This window comes from Enterobacter cloacae complex sp. 302F9, assembly GCF_050030335.1.
In the GTDB taxonomy this organism is placed as follows: Bacteria; Pseudomonadota; Gammaproteobacteria; order Enterobacterales; family Enterobacteriaceae; genus Enterobacter; species Enterobacter hormaechei_C.
Window position 1 is genome coordinate 1,830,271 of record NZ_JBLGUC010000001.1, and the last position, 21,222, is coordinate 1,851,492.

General features: G+C 53.1%; 30 protein-coding genes and 1 pseudogene. 17 read left to right on the plus strand and 14 right to left on the minus strand.

Annotated features, from left to right (window positions below; genetic code table 11):
* Window positions 1-16: 16 nt before the first annotated feature.
* Window positions 17-322, plus strand: a complete 306-nt coding sequence (locus tag ACQG0T_RS08645; protein WP_015570790.1) for a hypothetical protein — start codon at window positions 17-19, stop codon at window positions 320-322.
* Here the strand turns inward: ACQG0T_RS08645 and ACQG0T_RS08650 are convergent, their stop codons facing one another.
* Window positions 323-667, minus strand: coding sequence for a DUF488 domain-containing protein (locus tag ACQG0T_RS08650; protein ID WP_015570789.1), 345 nt, complete (start codon window positions 665-667; stop codon window positions 323-325). It abuts the gene before it with no gap.
* Between the two features lie 151 nt (window positions 668-818).
* Here ACQG0T_RS08650 and ACQG0T_RS08655 point away from each other — a divergent pair, with 151 nt between their 5' ends.
* A complete protein-coding gene (locus tag ACQG0T_RS08655; protein ID WP_023296323.1) occupies window positions 819-1,526 on the plus strand; it encodes a CTP synthase C-terminal region-related (seleno)protein in 708 nt (235 codons plus the stop codon).
* A 31-nt stretch (window positions 1,527-1,557) separates the two neighbouring features.
* Here ACQG0T_RS08655 and ACQG0T_RS08660 read toward each other — a convergent pair whose 3' ends face one another.
* A complete protein-coding gene (locus ACQG0T_RS08660; protein WP_023303489.1) occupies window positions 1,558-2,745 on the minus strand; it encodes a CynX/NimT family MFS transporter in 1,188 nt (395 codons plus the stop codon).
* A gap of 99 nt (window positions 2,746-2,844) precedes the next feature.
* On the opposite strand from ACQG0T_RS08660, the gene ACQG0T_RS08665 reads away from it, so the two are divergent.
* On the plus strand, window positions 2,845-3,636 hold the full coding sequence (locus ACQG0T_RS08665; RefSeq protein ID WP_017384695.1) for an AraC family transcriptional regulator: 792 nt from the start codon (window positions 2,845-2,847) through the stop codon (window positions 3,634-3,636).
* Here ACQG0T_RS08665 and ACQG0T_RS08670 read toward each other — a convergent pair.
* The 3 genes from ACQG0T_RS08670 to ACQG0T_RS08680 all read right to left on the minus strand — a co-directional run bounded on the left by ACQG0T_RS08670 (window position 3,620) and on the right by ACQG0T_RS08680 (window position 7,556).
* A complete protein-coding gene (locus ACQG0T_RS08670; RefSeq protein ID WP_003857881.1) occupies window positions 3,620-4,066 on the minus strand; it encodes a DUF441 domain-containing protein in 447 nt (148 codons plus the stop codon). The genes ACQG0T_RS08665 and ACQG0T_RS08670 overlap by 17 nt on opposite strands.
* Window positions 4,067-4,172: 106 nt before the next feature.
* Window positions 4,173-6,209 carry a glycoside hydrolase family 31 protein gene (locus ACQG0T_RS08675; protein WP_023303491.1) on the minus strand — a complete coding sequence of 679 codons (2,037 nt, stop codon included), beginning with the start codon at window positions 6,207-6,209 and terminating at the stop codon, window positions 4,173-4,175.
* A gap of 15 nt (window positions 6,210-6,224) precedes the next feature.
* Complete coding sequence (locus tag ACQG0T_RS08680; RefSeq protein ID WP_015570785.1) at window positions 6,225-7,556, minus strand: glycoside-pentoside-hexuronide (GPH):cation symporter; 1,332 nt, start codon at window positions 7,554-7,556, stop codon at window positions 6,225-6,227.
* A gap of 286 nt (window positions 7,557-7,842) precedes the next feature.
* Here ACQG0T_RS08680 and yoaI point away from each other — a divergent pair, with 286 nt between their 5' ends.
* Window positions 7,843-7,944 (plus strand): small membrane protein YoaI, encoded by a 102-nt coding sequence (gene yoaI, locus ACQG0T_RS08685; protein WP_017384693.1) that lies wholly within the window; start codon window positions 7,843-7,845, stop codon window positions 7,942-7,944.
* Between the two features lie 20 nt (window positions 7,945-7,964).
* Here yoaI and ACQG0T_RS08690 read toward each other — a convergent pair whose 3' ends face one another.
* The 8 genes and pseudogenes from ACQG0T_RS08690 to ACQG0T_RS08725 all read right to left on the minus strand — a co-directional run bounded on the left by ACQG0T_RS08690 (window position 7,965) and on the right by ACQG0T_RS08725 (window position 12,512).
* Window positions 7,965-8,465 carry a YbaK/prolyl-tRNA synthetase associated domain-containing protein gene (locus tag ACQG0T_RS08690; protein ID WP_023303492.1) on the minus strand — a complete coding sequence of 167 codons (501 nt, stop codon included), beginning with the start codon at window positions 8,463-8,465 and terminating at the stop codon, window positions 7,965-7,967.
* Window positions 8,466-8,684: 219 nt separating this feature from the next.
* Window positions 8,685-9,827, minus strand: coding sequence for a phage integrase Arm DNA-binding domain-containing protein (locus ACQG0T_RS08695; RefSeq protein ID WP_047727479.1), 1,143 nt, complete (start codon window positions 9,825-9,827; stop codon window positions 8,685-8,687).
* Window positions 9,802-10,065: an excisionase gene (locus tag ACQG0T_RS08700; RefSeq protein ID WP_022650818.1), complete on the minus strand. Its 264-nt coding sequence runs from the start codon at window positions 10,063-10,065 to the stop codon at window positions 9,802-9,804. Before ACQG0T_RS08700 ends, ACQG0T_RS08695 begins: the two co-directional genes overlap by 26 nt.
* 32 nt (window positions 10,066-10,097) lie before the next feature.
* A complete protein-coding gene (locus ACQG0T_RS08705) occupies window positions 10,098-10,367 on the minus strand; it encodes a hypothetical protein (protein WP_023315860.1) in 270 nt (89 codons plus the stop codon).
* A gap of 91 nt (window positions 10,368-10,458) precedes the next feature.
* A pseudogene (locus ACQG0T_RS08710) lies at window positions 10,459-10,740 on the minus strand (dATP/dGTP pyrophosphohydrolase domain-containing protein); the annotation flags it as partial.
* Window positions 10,741-10,957: 217 nt separating this feature from the next.
* The gene (locus ACQG0T_RS08715) at window positions 10,958-11,329 is read right to left on the minus strand and encodes a hypothetical protein (RefSeq protein WP_193362111.1); all 372 of its coding nucleotides are present in this window, start codon (window positions 11,327-11,329) and stop codon (window positions 10,958-10,960) included.
* Window positions 11,326-12,153, minus strand: coding sequence for a hypothetical protein (locus ACQG0T_RS08720; RefSeq protein WP_045617025.1), 828 nt, complete (start codon window positions 12,151-12,153; stop codon window positions 11,326-11,328). The genes ACQG0T_RS08715 and ACQG0T_RS08720 overlap by 4 nt, the downstream gene beginning before the upstream one ends.
* Window positions 12,153-12,512: a hypothetical protein gene (locus ACQG0T_RS08725; protein ID WP_426723759.1), complete on the minus strand. Its 360-nt coding sequence runs from the start codon at window positions 12,510-12,512 to the stop codon at window positions 12,153-12,155. Before ACQG0T_RS08725 ends, ACQG0T_RS08720 begins: the two co-directional genes overlap by 1 nt.
* A gap of 386 nt (window positions 12,513-12,898) precedes the next feature.
* Here ACQG0T_RS08725 and ACQG0T_RS08730 point away from each other — a divergent pair, with 386 nt between their 5' ends.
* The gene (locus tag ACQG0T_RS08730) at window positions 12,899-13,078 is read left to right on the plus strand and encodes a hypothetical protein (RefSeq protein WP_023315865.1); all 180 of its coding nucleotides are present in this window, start codon (window positions 12,899-12,901) and stop codon (window positions 13,076-13,078) included.
* A gap of 526 nt (window positions 13,079-13,604) precedes the next feature.
* Here ACQG0T_RS08730 and ACQG0T_RS08735 read toward each other — a convergent pair.
* Window positions 13,605-14,324, minus strand: a complete 720-nt coding sequence (locus ACQG0T_RS08735; RefSeq protein WP_040117514.1) for a LexA family protein — start codon at window positions 14,322-14,324, stop codon at window positions 13,605-13,607.
* Window positions 14,325-14,422: 98 nt separating this feature from the next.
* Here ACQG0T_RS08735 and ACQG0T_RS08740 point away from each other — a divergent pair, with 98 nt between their 5' ends.
* From ACQG0T_RS08740 to ACQG0T_RS08795, 12 genes are all read left to right on the plus strand, one after another.
* Window positions 14,423-14,641: a Cro/CI family transcriptional regulator gene (locus tag ACQG0T_RS08740; protein WP_023305900.1), complete on the plus strand. Its 219-nt coding sequence runs from the start codon at window positions 14,423-14,425 to the stop codon at window positions 14,639-14,641.
* Between the two features lie 41 nt (window positions 14,642-14,682).
* Window positions 14,683-15,153, plus strand: a complete 471-nt coding sequence (locus ACQG0T_RS08745; RefSeq protein ID WP_032634711.1) for a YmfL family putative regulatory protein — start codon at window positions 14,683-14,685, stop codon at window positions 15,151-15,153.
* Between the two features lie 240 nt (window positions 15,154-15,393).
* On the plus strand, window positions 15,394-15,579 hold the full coding sequence (locus ACQG0T_RS08750) for a DUF4222 domain-containing protein (protein WP_072044687.1): 186 nt from the start codon (window positions 15,394-15,396) through the stop codon (window positions 15,577-15,579).
* Window positions 15,563-16,516, plus strand: a complete 954-nt coding sequence (locus ACQG0T_RS08755) for a conserved phage C-terminal domain-containing protein (RefSeq protein ID WP_426723760.1) — start codon at window positions 15,563-15,565, stop codon at window positions 16,514-16,516. The genes ACQG0T_RS08750 and ACQG0T_RS08755 overlap by 17 nt, the downstream gene beginning before the upstream one ends.
* Window positions 16,513-17,007, plus strand: a complete 495-nt coding sequence (locus ACQG0T_RS08760) for a hypothetical protein (protein ID WP_426723761.1) — start codon at window positions 16,513-16,515, stop codon at window positions 17,005-17,007. Before ACQG0T_RS08755 ends, ACQG0T_RS08760 begins: the two co-directional genes overlap by 4 nt.
* Window positions 17,007-17,666 carry an MT-A70 family methyltransferase gene (locus tag ACQG0T_RS08765; protein WP_426723762.1) on the plus strand — a complete coding sequence of 220 codons (660 nt, stop codon included), beginning with the start codon at window positions 17,007-17,009 and terminating at the stop codon, window positions 17,664-17,666. Before ACQG0T_RS08760 ends, ACQG0T_RS08765 begins: the two co-directional genes overlap by 1 nt.
* Window positions 17,663-18,694: a DNA cytosine methyltransferase gene (locus tag ACQG0T_RS08770; protein WP_426723763.1), complete on the plus strand. Its 1,032-nt coding sequence runs from the start codon at window positions 17,663-17,665 to the stop codon at window positions 18,692-18,694. The genes ACQG0T_RS08765 and ACQG0T_RS08770 overlap by 4 nt, the downstream gene beginning before the upstream one ends.
* Window positions 18,691-18,918 (plus strand): hypothetical protein, encoded by a 228-nt coding sequence (locus ACQG0T_RS08775; RefSeq protein ID WP_032659073.1) that lies wholly within the window; start codon window positions 18,691-18,693, stop codon window positions 18,916-18,918. Before ACQG0T_RS08770 ends, ACQG0T_RS08775 begins: the two co-directional genes overlap by 4 nt.
* On the plus strand, window positions 18,915-19,235 hold the full coding sequence (locus ACQG0T_RS08780; protein WP_426723764.1) for a LexA family transcriptional regulator: 321 nt from the start codon (window positions 18,915-18,917) through the stop codon (window positions 19,233-19,235). The genes ACQG0T_RS08775 and ACQG0T_RS08780 overlap by 4 nt, the downstream gene beginning before the upstream one ends.
* A complete protein-coding gene (locus ACQG0T_RS08785) occupies window positions 19,232-19,621 on the plus strand; it encodes a RusA family crossover junction endodeoxyribonuclease (protein WP_022650833.1) in 390 nt (129 codons plus the stop codon). The genes ACQG0T_RS08780 and ACQG0T_RS08785 overlap by 4 nt, the downstream gene beginning before the upstream one ends.
* A complete protein-coding gene (locus tag ACQG0T_RS08790; protein WP_332941969.1) occupies window positions 19,618-20,607 on the plus strand; it encodes a DUF968 domain-containing protein in 990 nt (329 codons plus the stop codon). The genes ACQG0T_RS08785 and ACQG0T_RS08790 overlap by 4 nt, the downstream gene beginning before the upstream one ends.
* A gap of 12 nt (window positions 20,608-20,619) precedes the next feature.
* Window positions 20,620-21,198 (plus strand): DUF1133 family protein, encoded by a 579-nt coding sequence (locus ACQG0T_RS08795; RefSeq protein ID WP_044703902.1) that lies wholly within the window; start codon window positions 20,620-20,622, stop codon window positions 21,196-21,198.
* The last annotated feature ends 24 nt before the right edge of the window (window positions 21,199-21,222 follow it).

Genomic DNA, 21,222 nt, shown 5'->3' on the forward strand with positions numbered 1-21,222 from the left:
TTTTGCGAGAAGAAGTATGTTTCAGTTAAAACCGGGCAGCATGGCGATGATCGTGGGTGCGCGTACGGCGGCAGGCCGTCGAAATATCGGTAAATCCGTCGAGCTGTTTGGACTTTGTCAGCCGGGCCAGCGTTTTGTGAACCCGGTTAACGGCGTCATGACGCAATTACCCGCCACGTCAGCGCGTGCGCTGTGGCTGGTCACCGGTGATGTTTACGCCTTTGATAATCAGCACGGTTTTGCGTTTGTTCGCCCGGAACATCTGATGCCGCTTACTCCCGACGAGATGCCACACAACGTGGATGAGCTGGCGATCGGTTAATCACAGTTTACGCAGCCAGTCCGCCAGTACCTGCGCGTGATTCTGCTCCGTATTTTTCGCCCCATAGAGTAGCGTCACGGTCTGCTGTTTGGCGAGAGCCGCCAGGCGTTTGCCTTCATCCGGATGCTGCGCCAGCTCTTTACGATAGGCTTCACTGAACGCGGTGAAATCTATCGTTTCACTGTGAAAAGCTTTTCGCAGTTCGCTGGACGGCGTTAGCGCTTTACACCACTCGTCACAGGCGAGGTCGGTCTTTTTTATCCCTCGCGGCCAGAGTCTGTCGACCAGGATCCGGTAACCGTCTTTTGAGGTCGCCTGCTCATACACGCGTTTACATTGAATCATGGGTCCTCCTCATTTCCTTACGACGTTCTGCAAGAACACTATAGCACCCGGCTTTTATCCACCCAATTTAAGGTATTGTGATAATTGCAAAAGATCGGTAGTCTGAGGTTCCTTATGTTATCTGAAAATCCTCCGGCATAAGGAATCTCTGATGGAACTCTCCCCGGTTAAAACGACGCTGCGCATTGCGCTGGTTGGTGATTACAATCCCGATGTTATTGCGCACCAGGCGATCCCGCTGGCGATTGACGACGCCGCTGCGGTTCTGGAGCTCACCGCTGATTATGACTGGCTCGCCACGCCTGAGCTGACCAGCCCCGAAGACCTGGTCGGGTACGATGCCATCTGGCTGGTACCGGCAAGCCCGTATAAAAACACCGAGGCGGCGTTTATTGCGGCCCGTTACGCGCGTGAGAACAGCATCCCCTTTCTCGGCACCTGCGGCGGGTTCCAGCATGCGCTGATTGAGTATGCGCGTAATGTACTGGGCTGGCACGATGCAGGCCATGCCGAAACCGACACCGAGGGAAGGATGGTAATTGCGCCGCTGACCTGCTCGCTGGTGGAAAAAACCGACGCGATCGAGCTGCGAAATAACACGCTGATTGCTAAAGCGTATGGCAAGCCGGAAATTCAGGAGGGGTATCACTGCAATTACGGCGTCTCACCTGAGTTTGCCGACCAGCTTGAGCGGGGCGACATGCGCGTAACGGGCTGGGACGAGCAGGGCGAGATCCGCGCGGCAGAGCTGGTAACCCATCCTTTCTTTGTCCTCACCCTGTTCCAGCATGAGCGGGCCGCGCTACAAGGGCGCCCGGTCGTGCTGGTACAGGCCATGATGCGGGCGGCGCAGGGTTAAAAAAAGCAGACCTCCGGGTCTGCCTTGAATGTCAGCGGGGTGTGATCTCCCGGTCACGCCCGGCAAGCATACCGCATAACGCCATCACCACCGCGGCCAGCGCGCAGGCGAGCAGCGGAATGCGCCAGTCTCCGGCGGTATCGTGAATTTTCCCCATCAGCGGTGGGCCACAGGCCGCCAGAAGATAGCCAATCGACTGTGCCATGCCGGAGAGCGCCGCGGCCTGATGGGCCGAGCTGGCGCGCAGCCCGATAAACGTCAGGCCGAGGATCATGGTGGCGCCGGATCCAAACCCAAACACCAGCGTCCAGACGACGGCCAGCCCCGGCGCGAACCAGAACCCGGCCGCGCTGACGGCGCACATCAGGGCGACTAGCCCGGCAATGCCACGCTGATCGTTAAGACGGTGCAGGATCAGCGGAATGGCGAGACCGGGAACCGCGGTTGCCAGCTGGAGAAGCCCGTGCATGGAGCCAGCCTGCGTTTCGCTGTAGCCATGGCTAAGCAAAATCGCGGGTAACCAGCCGATAATGACGTAGTAAATCAGCGAGTTAATGCCCAGAAAAAGCGTCACCTGCCAGGCGAGCGCCGAGCGCCAGATAGCCCGATTGTGCAACGCGCCCGCTCCGGTCAGGGTGGCGGCCGGCTTCTGGCGCCATTGCGGTAACCACAGCAGCAGCGCCACCAGCGGGAAGAACATCAGCATCAACAGCGCCCCGTGCCAGCCACCACTCCCCAGCGACAGCGGGACGATCAGCGCCGACCCTGCGGCAGCAGCGGCTCCCATCGTCAGCGAATAAGCCCCCGTCAGTTTTGCGACCTGGCCCGGAAAATCACGTTTGATTAAGCCAGGTAACAGGACATTGCCCAGCGCAATCCCACAGCCCACGATCGCCGTACCGATAAACAGCAGCGAGGCCGACGGCAGCGAACGTACGCCAATCCCGATGCAAATCAGCAGCAGAGCGATAAAAAGGTTGCGCTCCATGCCCAGGCGCCGGGCGACGCCTGCGGCAAGGGGAGAGATAAAGGCGAAGGCCAGCAGAGGCAGCGTCGTGAGCAGGCCGGTTTGCGCCGTGCTTAAACCATAGTCCTGTCGGATGGTATCGAGCAGGGGGGCGACACCGGTAAAGGTGACGCGCAGCGTCGTGGCAATCATCAGGATGCCTGCAATCAGCAGCGCACCCTGTTTCCCGGAAGGTTGAATAGCAGTAGTCATTATTGTCTCTTACGTTCAGGCGAGCGCATACCATACCGATTTAAGTCGTGGTTGAAATCAGGCTAAAATGACAGTTTATCGCTAATATCGGACAACTTTATGTACGGACTGGGGCTCGATGGCTACGATCCCGATAGCCAGCACGACGCGGCGGTGGCCTTTCGCATCCGCGTGGTGGCACAGGAACAATATATTCCGCTGCATCAGCACCGCAAAGGGCAGCTGATTATGGCGCTGGGGGGAGCGATCACCTGTGAAGTGGAGAACGCGATGCTGATGGTGCCGCCCCAGTATGCGGTGTGGATCCCGGGACAAACGCCGCACAGCAACAAGGCGACGCCCGGCGCGCAGCTCTGTCTGCTGTTTATTGAACCCGGTGCGCTCGAATTGCCGACGCGTACCTGTACGCTGAAAATATCGCCCCTGGTTCGGGAGCTGGTGCTGGCGCTTGCGGACAGGTCACGGGAGGAACTGCCTCTTCCCGCTACCGGAAGGCTGGTTGACGTCCTGTTTGATGAACTGCCCCTGCAACCGCAGGAGCATCTACAGCTGCCGGTATCTCCGCATCCAAAAATTCGCCTGATGAGTGAGACCATGGCAAACGAACCTGCCGCCTGGCAGACGCTGGCGCAGTGGGCCAGCCACTTTGCCATGAGCGAACGCAATCTGGCGCGGCTGGTGGTGAAAGAGACTGGCTTGAGCTTTCGCCGCTGGCGGCACCAGCTCCAGCTGATTGTCGCATTGCAGTTTTTGATCGGCGGAAAGTCGGTTCAGCAGGCGGCGCAGGCGCTGGGGTATGACTCCACCACCGCCTTCATCACCATGTTTAAGAAAGGACTGGGACAGACGCCCGCCCGCTATATCGCCAGCCTGACTACGACTTCCCGATAAACAGCGAAACCAGTCCGGCAGCAATCAGCGGGCCAACCGGCACGCCACGAAACAGCGCCACGCCTAACACGGTGCCCACCAGCAGCCCGGCCACCAGTGAAGGCTGGCTGCTCATCAGCGTCACGCCGCGCCCGCCAAGCCATGAGACAAAAACGCCCACCGCAATCGCCACCAGCGATTTCCAGTTTACAAAGGAGTGCAGCAGCGTTGAGGCCGGTAGCGTTCCGCTGGCAATCGGGGCCATCACGCCGATGGTCAAAATAATGATCCCGATGGTAAGCCCCTGTTTTTCTATCCACGGGAAGAAGGTATTCAATGGTGTGACGCGAACGATGATCAGGACCAGAATGGAAATCGCGACGGTGGTGTTGTGGCTGACAAAACCCAGAGCAGCCAGGGCCAGAAGTATGAGCAGAGTAGGGTCGAACATGACGGGATCCTTGCCAAAAATAGTAAGCCTGCTTACTTTACGCGCAAACGCGACGGCAGGCAGGCTTTACTGAAAAAATTGTCTATTTTTGGTCACTTGCCTGACGTCAGTCCACCAGCTGCTGGATAAGTGGACTTCCTTCGCGGATAAACACCGGGATGGTTTCCAGCGCCGCAGGCACCCGGATATGCTCCCCACCGGCGTAGCGCTCACCGTTGAGAGCGATCCAGCTATTGCCCGTCGGCAGCCAGACATCGCGCTCACGCTGACCGGCCTGCATAACCGGCGCCACCAGAAGATCTTCGCCAAACAGATACTGATCTTCACACGTCCAGCTCTGCTTATCCTGCGGATAGTGCCAGAACAGCGGACGCATGAGAGGGTCTCCGTGCAGATGAGCCTGCTGGTACAACGCGTCAATATAGGGGCGCAGGGTTTCGCGCACGGTAAGCCAGTGCTGCATGATGGCGTAATTCTCTTCTCCGTAACTCCACAGCTCATTAGGCGAACCGCTGTTACACTGAGGAATGCCGTCACGGTAGCGCTCCGGGGGCTGGATCTGCGGTTCGCGATAGCCGTGCATGCGCAGAACCGGTGTAAACACCGCCCACTGGAACCAACGGATCAGCAATTCGTGGAACGCCGGGTCGTTAACGTTCCCTCCCTGGAAGCCACCGATATCGGTTGTCCACCATGGGATCCCCGCCAGCCCCATATTCAGTCCCGCGGCGAGTTGATTGCGAAAAGCATGGAACGAGGAGTGGACATCACCCGACCACGCCAGCACGCCGAAGCGCTGGCTGCCTGCCCAGGCACAGCGTACCAGGTTAACAATGTCGGTTTCACCATTTGCCTGGAGCCCATCGAAAAAGCCCTGCGCAAAGTCACGCGGGTAGCGATTGCCCACTTCCAGCACCGGACCGGCGTGGTAGCGATAGTTGTCAAAATCATAGGCGCGGTATTCCGGCTCCGCTTCGTCCAGCCAGAACAGCTTAATGCCCATGTCGTAGTAATTTTTCTTCACCGTATCCCAGACGAATTTCCGCGCCTCAGGATGGGTCGCATCAAAGAAGGTGGTATTGCCCATAAAATCGAGGTTGACCTGCACGCCACGTTCACTGCTGACCAGCCAGCCTTTGGCTTTCATCAGCGGGTAGAGAGGGCTGCGCGCCTCTACCGTTGGCCACACCGACACCATCAGCGCAATACCCATTTCGCGCAGCTCGTCGACCATCCCTTCAGGATCGGGCCAGTCTACGGGGTCGAAGCACCAGGTGCCCTGATTCGGCCAGTGGAAAAAGTCGATGACCATCACCGACAGCGGCAGATTACGGCGGCGATACTCCCGCGCAACCTCCAGCACCTCCTGCTGGGTGCGGTAGCGTAATTTGCACTGCCACAGCCCGCTGATAAACGCCGGGGCGGAGGGCGGAGTACCGGTGGCTTTCACATACTGGCGGGTGATATCCGCCACCGTATCAGCGGCGGTGATCCAGTAGTCCATTTCTCCCGTCACGCGGGCGCGCCATTCCGTCTGATTTTTTGCAAAGCTGGCTTCACCAATCGCCGGGTTGTTCCAAAGCAGGCCATAGCCAAGGCTGGACTGCATAAAGGGCACGCTGGCCTGGGAGTTGCGCTGCGCCAGTTCCAGCGTACAGCCTTTCAGATCCAGCCACGGCTGTTGATACTGACCCATGCCATAGATGCGTTCATCCGGACGCGATTCAAACCGGACGGTGAGCTGATATTTCCCCCCCATTAGCGGCTTAAATTCGCGGCCATCCAGCTTCAGGGCGCTGACATATTTATCCTGGCTCTTCTCGCTGGCACCGATACCCACCGTTGAACGCTGGCGCCACATCTCTTCCAGCAGCAGTTCGCCGCGCTGATTGTAGAAGGCCAGCTGACCTTTAAGATTCAGCGTCGCGGTAATATTGCCGTTGCGCAGCGTCAGGCTTTCCGCTTCGGCGACAATCTCAGCCTGGCAAGGGGCGGCGGGCAACAGTGCCTGTAAGGCGTCATCAAAAGCCGGGGAGCAGGTGGCCCTGACGCGCAGGCTGTTTTCACCCCACGGTTCAATACGCAGGGTCTGGCGTTCAAAACGCCATTCGATACTGTTGGAATGTTGGATCAGCTCACTCATGGAAAACGCGTCCTTCTAAACAGGGTGTTTGGCAAGATGGATGGATTGCATTGTGCTGTCGTCGAGCTTGTACCAGCGCAGCGTGGCAAACGCGCAGAGTGACAAGACGCCAGGCACGACGGTGAAGAGGGCGATGATGCAGTACATGGCCGTGGTGGTCTGTTCCGGGGCGTTGGCGACATAGCCGCTTAAGCCCAGCGTCCAGCCAACAATCGCGCCGCTGATCGCCATTCCCAGCTTGAGTACGGCGAGGAAGGTGGAGAAGATCACGCCGTCCATGCGTTTCCCCTGTTTCCATTCGCCGTAATCGGCGACGTCCGCCATCATTACCCACATCAGCGTGGTGGTGGCCTGGTAAAGGGTGGAGACGATAAACGTCATGGGCACCAGAATAAGCACTGACTTAGGCGCAAAGAACAGGGCGATGCTGAGTACCCCCGCCAGTACGGAACAGTATCCAAACATCTGCACTTTGCTGACGTTCTGCGTCAGACGTTTGGCCAGCGCACTGCCTGCGGCTTTCCCGAGAATATGCGCCCCGAGCATCCACATAAAATAGCTTGCGCTACCGAGATAATAAGTGACGAAATACATCATTGCGCCAAGGCGAATAACGCCAAAACCAATGTTGGTTAATACCAGGACGGCGACAACCCGCCATTGGTCGTTTCGTAATAAATCCCGCAGTTCCGCAAGATAATTATTGTGGGTAGCGGGAGCCTTAATACGTTCACGCGTATTGGCGAAGCAGATCCAGAACATGATGACCGCGATGGTCGCCATAATGGCCATCGCCCAGCGGTAGCCCAGTAATTTATCATCGCCGCCTAAAAACTCTGCCAGCGGCATCATAAAGAATGTCGACAGCGCGCCACCCAGCGTGGCCAGGAAAAAACGATAGGACTGGAGGGAAATTCGCGCATCGTTGTCGGGCGTGATCACCGCGCCCATGGAGCAATAGGGAATATTGATTGCGGTATACATCAGCATCATCAGGGTATAGCTGACGGTGGCGAAAATCATTTTACCGTGCAGATCGAGCGACGCCGGAACGGCGTAGGTCAGCAGACAACTTGCGCCAAAGGGCAGCGCCAGCCACAGCATCCAGGGGCGGAATTTGCCCCAGCGCGTGCGCGTCCTGTCTGCGATATAGCCCATCGCCGGGTCTATTATGGCATCGGCGGTTCTCGCCAGAAGAAACATGGTGCCCACGAATGCGGCAGGTAGCCCCACCACGTCCGTATAGTAAAACGTCAGAAAAATAATGACGTTATCCAGCCCAATATGGCTCGCCATATCGCCTAACCCATAACTGATCTTTTCTTTACGGGTAATTATTTCGGTCATTGTATTCACCTTGCCAGTGTAAGGTTTATTTTTGAGGTGCTCCGTAAACAGGGTTAACCATGATGAAAAGGTTAACAATTGCGAGATCTGGCATCGGGGTTACGTAAATTTCTTTTCGTGATACCGGTAACAAATAAAGTATTTAAACAGTGACTTTATACGGGGGAGGATAGTCAACAGCGAATCGTTTCAGCGAAAAAATAGTCATTTCACGGACGCGTCATTGTCATTTAACTGTCATTGTGCGGGGGTAAAAAAGAGGCAAACGGGCAAAGCAGAGGGCATCATGAACGATCCTATGTTTGTCGAAACGCTGATTATCTCCTCATCGTTTTTTATTATCGCGATTATTTTGATTGCTTCCGTGCTGCTGCTGGAAAACGGCTGACCGTTAGCCAGCCGCAGTATTTATTGTTTACGGAACGTCACCAGTTCAGGACGGGCGATACGCAGATAGTCCTGGGTGTCCATAATCACCGACTTTTCCAGCAGGCCGGCGTTAAAGGCGATCTCATCGAAGCGCTCAAACAGCAGCGGATCGGCGACCAGCGTCAGATCCGGATGAAAGCTGAAGGGGGGAATGGCGCCGAAGACGCAGCCGGTAAGCGCATCCACTTCAGCCGGACTGGCGAGAGAGGCCTTTAGCCCACCGAAATGACTGGCCAGAAGGCTCAGATCGGCCTGCCGATCGGCGGCGAGGATTGCCAGAATATGTTTCTTAACACCGTTGCCTTTTACCTTGCAGACCAGTGCTTTTGCACCCTGCCGGAGATCGGTCCCGCGAATTTCACTGACCGCTTCGCATTTCCCAACGGCCTCATGCGCCACCACGCGAAAGCGCGCCTCCTGCTCGGTTAATAAGCTGATTAGCCGCTGATGGGGCGTCGTCCCGATCACGTCATCAGACATAACGATTTCACCTGTGATTTGCCAATACGTAGCTTGCTACATTAGCACGGGACGGAGAGGGCTGAAAGAAAACAGCCAGCGGGTGCGCTGGCTGTTGGGTCATGCGTTGCTGGTGGACGACTGTTTCTGGAGCAATTCGCTAAAATCTAAGTGACTGAATTTAATTCGTAAAACTCTTTCCCCAAAACATCCCCAAAATAATTCCCCAAAACTCCCTGTTTAAATCACAACTTTTTTCCATTCTAGACCACGGTCATCTCCATACATTACGCTCATTGCTTCGGTTTTATGCCCTAAAAGAGTTTTGACATCTATACCCTGAGCTTTGTATGTTCTTGATGAAAGAGAGCGCTGTTCATGAAACGGTGGGAGGGCAGTGCAATCCTTAGGCCAGGTAATATTTGCTTTATCTCTTGCCTCCTTAAAATATCTTGATATTGTTTTTTCGGGAACGTGAGATCCCGCTTTACCGTAAGCGTGATGCTTAACATGGTGGATCAGATAAGGGCTCACTACTCTATCGCGACACTTACTAATAACATCAGCCAGAGTCAACCCGATTGCATCGCACCTTAAATTTAAGGGGATAGCTAACTTCATTCCGGTTTTATTTTGGGTAACATGAAGGTGATTATCCCAAATGTCACTAAACTTCATCTCGACTATGTCACCTATCCTTTGCCCGGTGACTAAAGCCAAAAGCATAGAATTTTGAGCGCAAGGCGGCAAAGAACCTGCGCTTTCAAAAATCAATTTCCATTGTTCAATGCTAAGTCTGCTTCGTTTCACTTTGGCTATTGGATTTTTTACAGCTAAGGCTGGGTTGTAGCCAGGGTCAACCTCGCCAGCATGCTGCGCCTCTTTGAACACGTCGTTTAGTACGCTTCTTATCAGTTGGCCCATTCTGTGCTTTCCCTCTGCCTTATATTCATCAATAATTTTTGCAATGAGTCTTGTATCAACATCCTTCAGGCGAAGATTTGGCACTCTATCTGCGAGAATCTGAGAACATAATCGTCTGGATTTTACAGTAGGTTTTTTTATCTCACCGTCACGCAACCTTTCCATCTGAATTTCGATGTATTTTTTAATCCACTCAGAAACACGTATACCTTGATCCTTTTTCCCTGAGCTCTTCATTGCCATATCAATCAGAGCATAAGATTGCTGAGTTTCTTGTTCTGCGGTTATACGGTTCATCTCGATTGCAGCAGCTTTTGCCGCTTCATCATCTGTTCCGAATCCAATAAATGAACCTGTTACAGGGTGGCGATATTGCCAATAAATTTTTGAAGTACGCTTATCTAACTTACAGTAAAGGTTGGGTATTTTGACATTATGTTTTCTGGGGCGAGCTGCCATTTATTGCTTTCTCCACTAACTGGCGGGCCTTGTCTGATAATGATGACGAAATATCAACACTGCCAACCATGCCAACAAAACGAGCATCTTCATCTATAACCCAGCGTCGACCTTGCTTTAAGGCTGGCGGATAAGTCTGTTTGGTCTTTGCTATTTTGTTTAATGCTGAGTTGCTTAATGGATATTTGAATCCATTAGGACCAGATGCCCACTCATGAAGTGTTACTAACTGCCCCATGCGTTTCTCTCCACTTTACCGGCTGCACCCGGCTATCTTTTATAGAAAATGCATGATGAGCACCCACCACGGAGGCCATCATTGCAGGTACGACATCTTTTCGTTTCGTTGTTATAAAGCTGGTTGGCCATCTCCTTTGAAATAATTACTGGCATCGGAACGCGGATAACCAGCCTGCGGAGTTCGGCTATTTCGTCTGCCTGCTCCATGACTCTGGCGTACAGGTCCGATGCTTCACCTTTCCACCAGGCAACATCGGATTTAAGACGGCGCAGGCGCCGCTGTTTGAGTTTGCTCACCATGGCAGCCACCCCATTTGCTGAAGTGCGCCGATTGCCAGCAGCACGAACATCACAAAATCGAATGGGTTAGGCATCACTTCACCTCCTGCTGCGGTGCTGCTTTGATATGCAGTCGCGGCTCGCCGTCTTTCGTCTCTGGCCACTGGCGCGCCATATTCACCTTCAGCTTTTCTTCCATCGCTGCTGTAATTTCACCATCGCTGATACCGGCGCGGCGCTGTGCATCCCATAACAAGAACTGCATGTCAGCCCACTCACTGAGATCATCAGGTTCCTCTGCTGCTTCGAGTGCCTCTTTCGACAGATGCTTGAGCGGGCCGACAGGACCAACATCACCGAACGTGGCCTGTGACCACTCAGCATGGCGCTGACGGATGAGATTACGCAATTGCAAAGATGAACCGGTTTCTTCTGGCAACTTGTTAGTCGTCGTTACAGGTTCGGAACCCTGAAGCATGGCGGCGCGGCGTTGCTGTAGTTCTGCCAGCGCTAGCATTACATCATCAATGACAGGAAGCTCCATTTCATACAATTCAAGAGAATCCCTAGCGACACGGATCAGTGCGCTCAGGCGCTCGTTTGTTAGGTTGTTATTGCTCATTGCTTATCTCCTGAAGCATGGCGGCGCGGCAGGCGTTCCAACCATCGGCGTACGAAACCTCGCAGCAAACACCTCCATGACCATCCATCTCGTCAGGCACAGATACCGACGCTGGCGGGGCGGTGTAAAGCCTGTCTCCGATATGCACCCCGGACTTGGGAGCAGGTCCGTGACCGATGTATCTCAGGGTAAATCCCTCGCAGACCTCAGCCACAGCCTCCGCTTCGAGCGATGCCAGCGCTAACTTCATGGCAGCGAGCGCCTTGGCCGCATCTTCGTTTACGGCGCCGGGGGTTGCATCGCGCTCTTCTTCGAGATCAGCGATTGTCTGATGGAGCCATTCTTTGGTAAGTGTGCTCATGATGCTTCTCCATGACGCTGAACGGCGATAGCTTTGTGCTCGTCGATAATCTCCACGACTTCTGCATGGACCAATCCTTCGAGATAGATAACACCTGTGTCGCTTATACCCGCCAAGCTGATCAGCTCTACAAGGCGACGCGCTTTTTTAACGCTAATTTCTGGCGCTATAACGCTGCGGGTAACTTTCTTCTTACCTTTGGCAGCAGCAGAAGCTTTATCCTTCTGAAGCACCTCACCGGCCTTTTCGCCAAACTCTTTTACTCGGTCTACGGCCACATCTACAGACACGGCTCCGGACTTAACTTCTTTCTGAACGTCGTGATTGGCTGTGCTAAGAAGCAGAAGTTTTTCGACAGTAGGGACAGATTTGTTGACCAGTTTTGCAATCTCGCTGGTGGTCTGGTTGAAGGCGTTATGAAGCTCCTGAATAACAGCTGCCTGTTCCATATCAGATAGCGGGAGCTGGTTGTTACTGGTCATGATGCGCGCCAGGCGCTGAACATCGTTACCGTTGAACGGCATGATATGGATGCGGTCTACTGGCTTACCAGCTTCTGCACAGCGCGCATAGCAGCGACGCCGACGGTGGCCTTCAACAACCCACACTCCACCTTCATCACGGGCGATAACCTCCAGCGGGGGAACGGAGCCACCATTCATCAGAAAGTTGAAGAGGTCATCATCTGCCTGGCGGGTACGCTCATCATCTTCGCGTTTGTTGAAACCTTCCCGCACATGGATTTGGTCAAGGCTGATGAACATCCCAGTATCGGTGCGCTTGATGGTCCCGTCACGGGTCATTTGCTTGAATGAGTTAGCCATCAGAGAGCCACCTCGTTATTTTGGGAAATGACGATGGGTGACAGCTCACGCAATTCTCGCTGAGCTTCCAGCAGGTGCATGTTGGTAGGCGTTTTGGTGTGGCGCTCTTCGATGCGGTCGCACTCTTTGGCCCAACTGGCAACATCCTCACGCAGGATGGCGTTCTGTTCGGCCAGTTCCTTCCGCTGCGCCATCGCTTCACAAAGCGCGACGCTGGTAACATCAAGACGCGTAGCCAGTTCGTTAACCATCCAACCATAAGCGACAGGAAGGAGAGGTGCGGCCTTGCGAGCTGCGTCAATAAGCTGCTCTCTGGTCATACGTGGTTGTAACTCGGTGACATTCTGTGTGTTCGCCATGTATAGTTTCTCCGTGTTATGAGCGCTCTGCACAGCGCTGAATTTTGGTTGCACGAAGCCCTCGCCGGCTGGCGACAAAAAATAGAGTGGGTTCGTTTTAGTAAGCACCCACCCAGGGCACTTAGTGAAACGGGCGGCTGCCACCGCCAGTTAGCTTCTCCACAATTGGGAGCGCGTTCTCCTGAGGTTGAATTAACGACTGAGGCCTCTCAAGGAACCGGCTAAACGCGCTTTCAGTTGTGAAAAGGGGCGGTCGACATTAAGGATATTCACAACTGCCGACCGCTAAGACTACACACAGCAAACAAAACATTGCCTGTCTTTTCACCACGTCAGGCTCAGTGGTATTCTTGGAGTTCTCACACAGCCAAGAAAAGGGAATGCAAATGACTAAAGAAGAAAAAGTTATCTATTTAATGCGTCTCGCGGTAGACACTCACAGTGCTTATCGTTCTGCACAAATCGCATCGGGGAAGGGTATGAACGCAGACCATGACCCAATCGAAGCAATTGAGAAAATTTACAATAAGTACGAAGCACTACTCGACAAAAAACTCGCTGAGTGAGTTAGGCAGAGACTTATCAATAATCTCCATCACTACACGTAAGTTACTTGGAGTGGGCTTAAGTCCTCTGGATAAAAGCTCACTTTTCAAGACAACGAGAATTTGAGAACTTAAGACCAGAAGCTGCTCACCAGTAATAACTGACGCAACAAAATTTTTTTCATCCATTTCCAATCTCTTCTTTTAAATTCAGTTAAGCCAGATTTCCTCGTCTTTTCCGAGGTGTCACACCTGATCGCCACGCTGGTGAAACGTCTCTGGCTGTCGTACACAACTGGCTTGCACATTCCGGCTACCCGCTGGATCTGGATACTTGAAGGAATCCCCGGACCGCTGCGGCACATGTGCCATATACCGTACTGCTAACCTACCGATGGTCTTAAACATCATCACCCCGGCGCATATTGAGTATCACCAATAGTAATTAAATGGTCAACACCTGTAGTGATAAAAATATCATCAGTAGTGTTAACTTTATGATTGTTAAGGTGAAAAAAGATGCAAAAAAAAGGAGCCGGATGGCTCCTTATTCGAAGATATTTTCAGGCCATTGGGCCTTAACAACTTTGCCTATTATCCTGCAATTCTCATTACATTCAATGGCCTGATAGCGAGGGCTGGGGTTTAGAGGTTCAAGCCATGGCTTCCCATCTTCTCGAACATATTTTTTAAAAGTGACCTCTGAATCGTTGAAGATACCTGCAACACAGAAATCACCAGGCTCAACATCCTGTTCTGGATCTATGAGTATAAGCATTCCCTCAGGAAAACTCGGTTTTACTCCTGGCGGGGCAGTCATCGAATGACCTGATACCTCAAGCCAAAAGGCAGAATCACTGGCTTTAACAGTCGTTGAAACCCATTCCTTCGCGTCTCGTTCTGTGTATGTATTAACCGGGCAAAATGAGCCAGCCTGTACTTCGGTTAATAGCGGGTACTCATACACAGAGGAATGATTCCTTCCGTTCGCAATCGCCTCAAACATAGCTGATATCTCAGCTGCAAGGGATGGGCTGAAATCATCGACTTTTACTCCGAGAATTTTAGCGAACTGTGCAGCATGGGTAGCGTTGATAGCATTTGTGCCATTCAGTAGCTGAGCGACACCACTTTGTCCCATACCCATTTGTTCAGCCAAAAGCTCCTGTGAGAGCCCCAGCGCTTTTTTCTTTGACTCAAAGATAGCTTTCAGCCTGTTGGCATCGGCAATTTGTTCGGCGGTCAATGGTTTCTTTTTCATTCTCATAATTTATCACCGCACGGCATAATCACCAATCACCGCTAGTGTTGACATATTTATCACTAACAGTGATACTCCTTATGTGCAAACCACGAGGAAAACCAATGAAGATTATTCCGCTATCTGAATATGTTTTGGAAAACGGTCAGGCCAAAACAGCTGAAGCTCTTGGGGTATACCAAAGTGCCATCAGTAAAGCCCTCAAGCGTAATCGCAGGGTAAACATCCTGGTTAATGAAGACGGGAAAATTGAAGCCGAGGAAGTACGACCATTCCCTAACAAAAACAAACCTGCTGATCCTGACGTTGCAGTAACACCGTAACCCAGCAATCAGCATTTCGTAACTACCAAAGGAAAAACAACATGGTAGAGCCAAGTCTGAAAGAAGTAGTTAAAGCGATGTGCAAAGCGTACCCAGGAGGCCGTGAAGCTATGGCCGGTGCTCTTGGCATGTCAGTAACGCAGTTCAACAACAACCTGTATGAGAAGAATGGTTGCCGGTTCTTCGAAGTGAACGAGCTGGAGGCCATGGAAGACATCTCGAATACGTCCCTCCTGGCGGATTACTTTGCCCGTCGCCGTGGCGCGCTGCTGGTGGACGTTCCTCAACTTGAAGACCTTGATCGTGTCGACCTGTTTGATCGTGCCATGAGAACGTCAGCAGCGCGTGGACGTGTTGATACCGTGATCCAGAGAGCTCTCGAAGATGGAGTAATCGAACGTCATGAAGCTGAAGAAATCAACGAATATCACCGCCGTCATCTGGCAGCGCGTGAAGAAGAGATCCGCGCGATTGTCGCGCTGTTTAGCCGTAAGAAAAGCCAAAAAAAGTGACGCCCGCGAGTGTGCAGCTCCGGGCGTCGTGGCGTGTCGTATTCAGTGGAGAAACTAACGCATGAACAGTTTAAACCGATTGAGACCAGCGAAGCAATTCAGATGCCTTCCACTGGTAGGGAAAGATTCCCCGTTCGGCTATGTGGAGAGATTAAACAACCAGGCGCATGAGAACAACTACCAGCCTGTGAACGCGATGGTAGAGGCATTTGCACTGATGAACGAGAAGGGGCGTGAGGAATGGCTGAAGTTGACCGGCGATTCAGAGACCACAGAGGCATCACCGTCCACGTCATCAGATGGGAGCCCGAGACTCGACGCGTTATATACCTTCGCGAAGGGTACGATCATGAGTGCTTCAGCCCTCTTGAGCAATTCCAGCGTAAATTTACAGAGTTAAAGGACGACCATGAGCAGAATCTTTGACATCGTCCAGTCAATGTCAGGCCAGAAGAACGTCATTGTTCTTCCCAGGCCGTACCTGCTGTTCTTTAAAGAAGACCAGCAGGCTCATGCGCTGGCAGCAGTTCTTAATAACCTCGTTTTCTGGTCAGCATTTGGGGATGAAGACGGTTGGTTCTATAAAACTCACAAGGAGCTTGGAGCTGAGGCGGGCGAATTAACTGAAGACCAGACAGAGCGGCTGGTTAAAAAGCTGGTAAACAAGTATCTGCCTGGCGTGATCGAGACCTGTTCTCGAAAGGTCAATGGTACGCCAACCAAGCATTATCGCATCGACGGCGATGCTCTAATCTCATTAATCTTTCCAGAAAATAACGATTCCGCAAAAGTACGGAATGGAAAACGTGAAGATGCGGAATCAAAACCGCGAAGCTGCGTTTCTCAATCCGCGAATAACAGGAATCTTGGGAGCCGCGAAAGTACGGAATCCTATCTCTATACAGACTTTAATACAGAGTTAAACAAGCAGACTAATAAACCTATTTGTCCGGTTTCGCCGCAACCAGACCGTGATGTGTTGATCACCGATCAGGCTAAACATGTTTTAACCCATCTGAACCAGGTGACCAGTTCGCGTTATCAGGTTTCAACAACCTCGCTGCAAAACATTCGCGCCCGCATCAGGGAGGGCTTCACCGTTGAAGAGCTGTCGCTGGTGGTGGACTACTGCAACGCCAAGTGGAGCGACGATTTAACAATGGCGGCCTACCTGCGCCCGCAGACACTTTTCCAGCCAACGAAGTTTCCAGCTTACCTGAAGTCCGCTACCAACTGGGCGAATGCTGGAAGGCCAGCGCGTGTTAACGGGAAGTGGGAGCGTGAGGATGGAATCTTCAAATCCAGCTTCCAGAATACCGACTACAGCAAAGTCCCGGCGGGCTTCAGAGGAGCGAACTCATGAGCCTTCTGAAAGATATTCAAATTTTCATCGCTGAAAATCCTGGGTTAACTAACAAACAGATCGCAGCTTCAATGCCTCAATACCGCCTTCATGCTGTACAGCGCGGTGTATGCCATCTGGTCAAACTAAATCGCGCAACCCGCCAGCATAACGGCAAGTGCTACCAGTATTTTGCCAAAGCACCGGGTGGTGACGTTAGCGAGGGGCGTTCTGCACTAAAAATTAACCGGGCAGATACACCAGTTGCATCAGAACAGGAAGAAGCGCTGAATCCAGCTGTAAACACGTTGATGGATAAGGCTCATGGCCTTTTTGAAAAAGGGCTCTACCTGCGCGCGGCCACCGTTCTGATGGATGCCTTCAATCGCTCCAAGAACGAAGAGCAGCGGATGAAGATACTGATTGAGCGTCAGCGTTGCCTGAGCATGGCGCCGAAAGTGAAAGCACCCTCTGATGCATGGTGTCTGGCTGGCCGAGCGAGGAATGTCTGATGAAATATTCACTGATTTATGCCGACCCTGCGTGGGAATACGGGAACACCATCAGCAATGGCGCTGCAACCAACCATTACGGCACGATGAAGCTTATCGACATGAAGCGCCTCGCGGTTTGGGACCTGGCTACCGATGATGCAGTTCTGGCTATGTGGTTTACCGGAACCCACACCCGTGAAGCTATCGAACTGGCTGAAGCGTGGGGCTTTAAGGTCTGCACGATGAAGGGCTTTACCTGGGTTAAGTTCAATCCACTGGCAGAGAAGCATATCAACAAAGCACTTCAGGCAGGCCGTGTGGAGGATTTTTACGACTTCCTCGACCTGCTGAACGCACAGACACGCATGAACGGCGGGAACTACACCCGAGCCAATACCGAAGACCTGTTGATCGCCACCAGGGGAAATGGACTGGAACGCAAGTGCGCCAGCATCAAGCAGGTTATCTACAGTCCACTCGGTGAGCACAGCCAGAAGCCAGCAGAGGCGCGTTTCCGTCTGGAAAAACTTTATGGTGACGTTCCGCGCATCGAACTATTCAGCCGTTGCGGTGCGCCTGGCTGGGACCACTGGGGAAATCAATCTGAATCACCAGCTGTTGAGCTTTTACCGGCAGTTGCCGTTCCAATGGGCAAATTCAAGGAGCGTGCAGCATGAAATCCTCGGCTTATTACAACGAAATTGATCCCTATGCAGCTCAGTGGCTGCGTAACCTGATCGCTGGCGGTCATATCGCACCGGGCGAAGTTGATGAAAGGAGTATTGAAGATGTCACACCTGACGATCTGCGAGGATTCACGCAGTGCCACTTCTTCGCCGGAATTGGCGTATGGTCTCATTCCCTGCGGCTCGCCGGATGGCCTGACGATAAACCAGTCTGGACAGGCTCCTGCCCGTGCCAGCCTTTCAGCGCGGCAGGCAAAGGAGATGGGTTTGCTGACGAGCGGCACCTTTGGCCCCACTTCTTCCACCTCATCAGCGAGCGCAGACCTCAGCATGTCTTTGGCGAACAGGTTGCAAGCGGTAACGCAAACACATGGTTCGACCTTGTACAAGCTGACCTGGAAGGAATGGGATACGCCTTCGGGCTTGTGCCGTTTGCGGCAGCGGGCATCGGTGCTCCGCACATCCGAGAGCGGGCCTACTGGGTGGCCCACGCCCACAGCCAGATCGACGACCGGCGCAGGGACGTCCCGGCGAATGGGTGGGATGAACATTCAGACGGCAGTCACCTTAACGGGATGGCCTACTCCAACCACCGAATCTGCGATGAGGGAGAAACGATATGCTCAGGGCGGGATGCCGTTCTCCATGGCAGCAGCATTAACCGGTTGGGTAACACCAACGTCCCGCGACTGGAAGGACTCGTCAGGGATGACAGCTCTGCGGGACGGGAAGGAGCGACTGGACCAGTTGCCGCGCCAGGCGTACACATGCGGCCCCTTGAGGTTAACGGTTTTTGGCGAGATGCGGACTGGCTCTTATGTCGAGATGGCAAATGGCGTCCAGTTGAACCCGGCACATTCCCGCTGGTTGATGGGGCTGCCGCGCGCCTGGGACGAGTCGAGTCCGGGGTGGCAAGAGTGGCAAGCAGCAACCGCGTCGGCAGACTCAAAGGCTACGGTAACGCCATAAACGCACAGGCTGCGGCTGAATTCATCCGGGCTTACTTGGAGGTTGTGTGAAGAAGCTATCAACCGAGCAGGAAAACGCTGTGCGTGATGTAGCCCGTCAATGCAACGATGCCATCAAAAAAGCCCTGAAGCAGAAGCCAAAGCCAAGCTGGAATGTCGTAGTGCCTCCGATCCTGAAGGAGTACCACGAGAAGGTTAAACCGATGGGCGTAAGCCTGGTGATGTTTAACAGCGTAATCGGACGCCTGAACGGGCGTTATGGAGTCGAGTCATGATCGAATTAACGCCGCGTCAGAATGAAGTGTTCGAAGCCATCAAGGTTCATATCGAAAAGGCAGGCTTCCCACCTACGATGCTGGAGCTTGCCGGATTAATTGGCTGCGCATCACCGAACGCTGCTGTTGCGCACGTGAAGTCACTTAAGAAAAAGGGTTACATCACTGTTGCTCCTGGCGCAGCCAGGGGCATTACCGTCGTCAAAATGGAATGGGATACAGATCCAGTGACGATCATCAAAGACCTGCTATCCGGTGGAGATAAGGCCAGAGATAACGCTGTTGAATGGCTGAAAAAACAGGGAGTGACGTTATGAAACTGGTGCTCCCGTTCCCACCGAGCGTAAACACTTACTGGCGAGCCCCAAACAAGGGACCGTTAAAAGGCCGCCATCTTATCAGCGAGAAGGGCAGGGCATACCAGAGCGCGGCATGTGCAGCGATCATTGAGCAACTGCGTTGCTTACCAAAACCATCATCATCACCAGCTGCGGTGGAGATCCTTCTCTTTCCGCCAGATGCCCGCCGCCGCGACATCGACAACTACAACAAGGCTCTGTTTGATGCGCTTACGCATGCTGGCATTTGGGAGGATGACAGCCAGGTGCAGAGAATGCTGGTGGAGTGGGGGCCGAAAGTGCATGGCGGAAGGGTAGAAATATCGATAACCAGGCATCAACCAACAATGGGGGGAATTGGGTGAGAGCCATACTGACGCCTGAAATTGCGCCGATGTCCGGGGTGGTTCTGTTCCGCCCTGGTAATGAACTGCTCTGGCTATTCCGTCAGGGAAGGGTAGTTATTGAGCCACCATCCGAAGCCATCCAGCATCTGCCATCTGGATTAATCCCTGAAGCCCACCAGCCCCTGACTGACGATGCCAACATGCAGGCTATTTTCGTTAACGAGAGGGTCATTCAGCGAGCTGGTGGATTGAGTAGCCTTGATGCCTGGCTGGAGAGAAAATTTGAATGCCAGTGGCCTCACACTGACTGGCATGCCAGTGACTTTACGGTAATGCGCCACGCTCCGGGGAGCATTCGTCTTTGCTGGTCGTGTGATAACCATTTACGTGAGCAAACTACTGAAAGACTGGCAGGAATTGCCATGCAGAACCTGGTAAAATGGCTGCTGGAAAGGGTAAATATTGATTTAGGTTTCAGCCCTGACCACACTCTTTCGCTTCCTGAGTTCTGCTGGTGGATGGTACGTAATGATCTGGCTGACCTTGTTCCTGAATCGGTGGCGAGTAAAGCACTCAGAATCAAGCCAGAACAGCATAGTTCGGTGATGAGGGAAAGCGACATTGTCCCGTCATTACCGGCTACGCAAATCTTTCAGGAGAAGGCAAAAAAGATAGTGGCGGTGAAGGTCGATCCTGAAACGCCGGAATCTTTCATGCTGAGGCCAAAGCGCCGACGCTGGGAAAACGAGAAATACACCCGCTGGGTGAAGTCGCAGCAGTGCAGTTGCTGCAATAACCCGGCAGATGACCCCCACCACCTGATAGGCCACGGGCAGGGTGGAATGGGTACCAAAGCGCATGACCTGTTTGTGATACCGCTGTGCAGAGCGCATCACGACGAGTTACACGCTGATCCCGTGGCATTTGAAGCGAAATACGGCGACCAGTTAACGCTGCTGTTTCGGTTTTTAGATCGTGCGCTGGCAATAGGCGTACTGGCGTAAGTGGAGACGCAAATGATCAATCCTTCAGAAGTAGGCAAATCCGGCGAGTTGGTTCGCCTTCGCACTCTCGAAAGTATCTGGGTACAGGGAAAGCTCCGCATGTGGGGCCGCTGGTCTTATATCGGTGGTGGCTCGGGCGGAAACATGTTTAACCAGCTTCTGGCATCCGGGAAAATAACCAAATCCGCCATCAACGATGCGCTGCGCCGCATGAAGAAATCCGGCATAACCAAACCCGAGCTGGAAGCATACCTGCGTGAAATTCTCGACAGTAAAAACAAAACTGGCCTGGCGTTCTGCTCAGACGAGGAGGGGCTAAAGATTGACGGCGTTATTGCCGCAGTGCTTATGAATGAAGAATACCGAGGGTTGTATGGCGTGATTGTTGATCGTCATCGTCTGCGCAAGAGCAAACTCCAGATGGCTAAAGAGCTTAATTCAAAACACCCCGACTGGACCCTCATCACGTGCCGCCGTCGCATTGATACATGGGTCAGTCTTGCAGAATCGATCCTTTACGCACCACTTTGTGACGCATTCGGCACAAATAGCGACAAATTTAAGTTGCGGAGTGAGCAAGAAAGTGCTTAAATTGTGCTAGGCTCGGGACAGTAA

Coding starts and splice junctions, on each gene's coding strand:
- ACQG0T_RS08645 (WP_015570790.1), top strand. CDS start 17: ATGTTTCAGTTAAAACCGGGCAGCATGGCGATGATCGTGGGTGCGCGT.
- ACQG0T_RS08650 (WP_015570789.1), bottom strand. CDS start 667: ATGATTCAATGTAAACGCGTGTATGAGCAGGCGACCTCAAAAGACGGT.
- ACQG0T_RS08655 (WP_023296323.1), top strand. CDS start 819: ATGGAACTCTCCCCGGTTAAAACGACGCTGCGCATTGCGCTGGTTGGT.
- ACQG0T_RS08660 (WP_023303489.1), bottom strand. CDS start 2,745: ATGACTACTGCTATTCAACCTTCCGGGAAACAGGGTGCGCTGCTGATT.
- ACQG0T_RS08665 (WP_017384695.1), top strand. CDS start 2,845: ATGTACGGACTGGGGCTCGATGGCTACGATCCCGATAGCCAGCACGAC.
- ACQG0T_RS08670 (WP_003857881.1), bottom strand. CDS start 4,066: ATGTTCGACCCTACTCTGCTCATACTTCTGGCCCTGGCTGCTCTGGGT.
- ACQG0T_RS08675 (WP_023303491.1), bottom strand. CDS start 6,209: ATGAGTGAGCTGATCCAACATTCCAACAGTATCGAATGGCGTTTTGAA.
- ACQG0T_RS08680 (WP_015570785.1), bottom strand. CDS start 7,556: ATGACCGAAATAATTACCCGTAAAGAAAAGATCAGTTATGGGTTAGGC.
- yoaI (WP_017384693.1), top strand. CDS start 7,843: ATGAACGATCCTATGTTTGTCGAAACGCTGATTATCTCCTCATCGTTT.
- ACQG0T_RS08690 (WP_023303492.1), bottom strand. CDS start 8,465: ATGTCTGATGACGTGATCGGGACGACGCCCCATCAGCGGCTAATCAGC.
- ACQG0T_RS08695 (WP_047727479.1), bottom strand. CDS start 9,827: ATGGCAGCTCGCCCCAGAAAACATAATGTCAAAATACCCAACCTTTAC.
- ACQG0T_RS08700 (WP_022650818.1), bottom strand. CDS start 10,065: ATGGGGCAGTTAGTAACACTTCATGAGTGGGCATCTGGTCCTAATGGA.
- ACQG0T_RS08705 (WP_023315860.1), bottom strand. CDS start 10,367: ATGGTGAGCAAACTCAAACAGCGGCGCCTGCGCCGTCTTAAATCCGAT.
- ACQG0T_RS08715 (WP_193362111.1), bottom strand. CDS start 11,329: ATGAGCACACTTACCAAAGAATGGCTCCATCAGACAATCGCTGATCTC.
- ACQG0T_RS08720 (WP_045617025.1), bottom strand. CDS start 12,153: ATGGCTAACTCATTCAAGCAAATGACCCGTGACGGGACCATCAAGCGC.
- ACQG0T_RS08725 (WP_426723759.1), bottom strand. CDS start 12,512: ATGGCGAACACACAGAATGTCACCGAGTTACAACCACGTATGACCAGA.
- ACQG0T_RS08730 (WP_023315865.1), top strand. CDS start 12,899: ATGACTAAAGAAGAAAAAGTTATCTATTTAATGCGTCTCGCGGTAGAC.
- ACQG0T_RS08735 (WP_040117514.1), bottom strand. CDS start 14,324: ATGAGAATGAAAAAGAAACCATTGACCGCCGAACAAATTGCCGATGCC.
- ACQG0T_RS08740 (WP_023305900.1), top strand. CDS start 14,423: ATGAAGATTATTCCGCTATCTGAATATGTTTTGGAAAACGGTCAGGCC.
- ACQG0T_RS08745 (WP_032634711.1), top strand. CDS start 14,683: ATGGTAGAGCCAAGTCTGAAAGAAGTAGTTAAAGCGATGTGCAAAGCG.
- ACQG0T_RS08750 (WP_072044687.1), top strand. CDS start 15,394: ATGGCTGAAGTTGACCGGCGATTCAGAGACCACAGAGGCATCACCGTC.
- ACQG0T_RS08755 (WP_426723760.1), top strand. CDS start 15,563: ATGAGCAGAATCTTTGACATCGTCCAGTCAATGTCAGGCCAGAAGAAC.
- ACQG0T_RS08760 (WP_426723761.1), top strand. CDS start 16,513: ATGAGCCTTCTGAAAGATATTCAAATTTTCATCGCTGAAAATCCTGGG.
- ACQG0T_RS08765 (WP_426723762.1), top strand. CDS start 17,007: ATGAAATATTCACTGATTTATGCCGACCCTGCGTGGGAATACGGGAAC.
- ACQG0T_RS08770 (WP_426723763.1), top strand. CDS start 17,663: ATGAAATCCTCGGCTTATTACAACGAAATTGATCCCTATGCAGCTCAG.
- ACQG0T_RS08780 (WP_426723764.1), top strand. CDS start 18,915: ATGATCGAATTAACGCCGCGTCAGAATGAAGTGTTCGAAGCCATCAAG.
- ACQG0T_RS08785 (WP_022650833.1), top strand. CDS start 19,232: ATGAAACTGGTGCTCCCGTTCCCACCGAGCGTAAACACTTACTGGCGA.
- ACQG0T_RS08795 (WP_044703902.1), top strand. CDS start 20,620: ATGATCAATCCTTCAGAAGTAGGCAAATCCGGCGAGTTGGTTCGCCTT.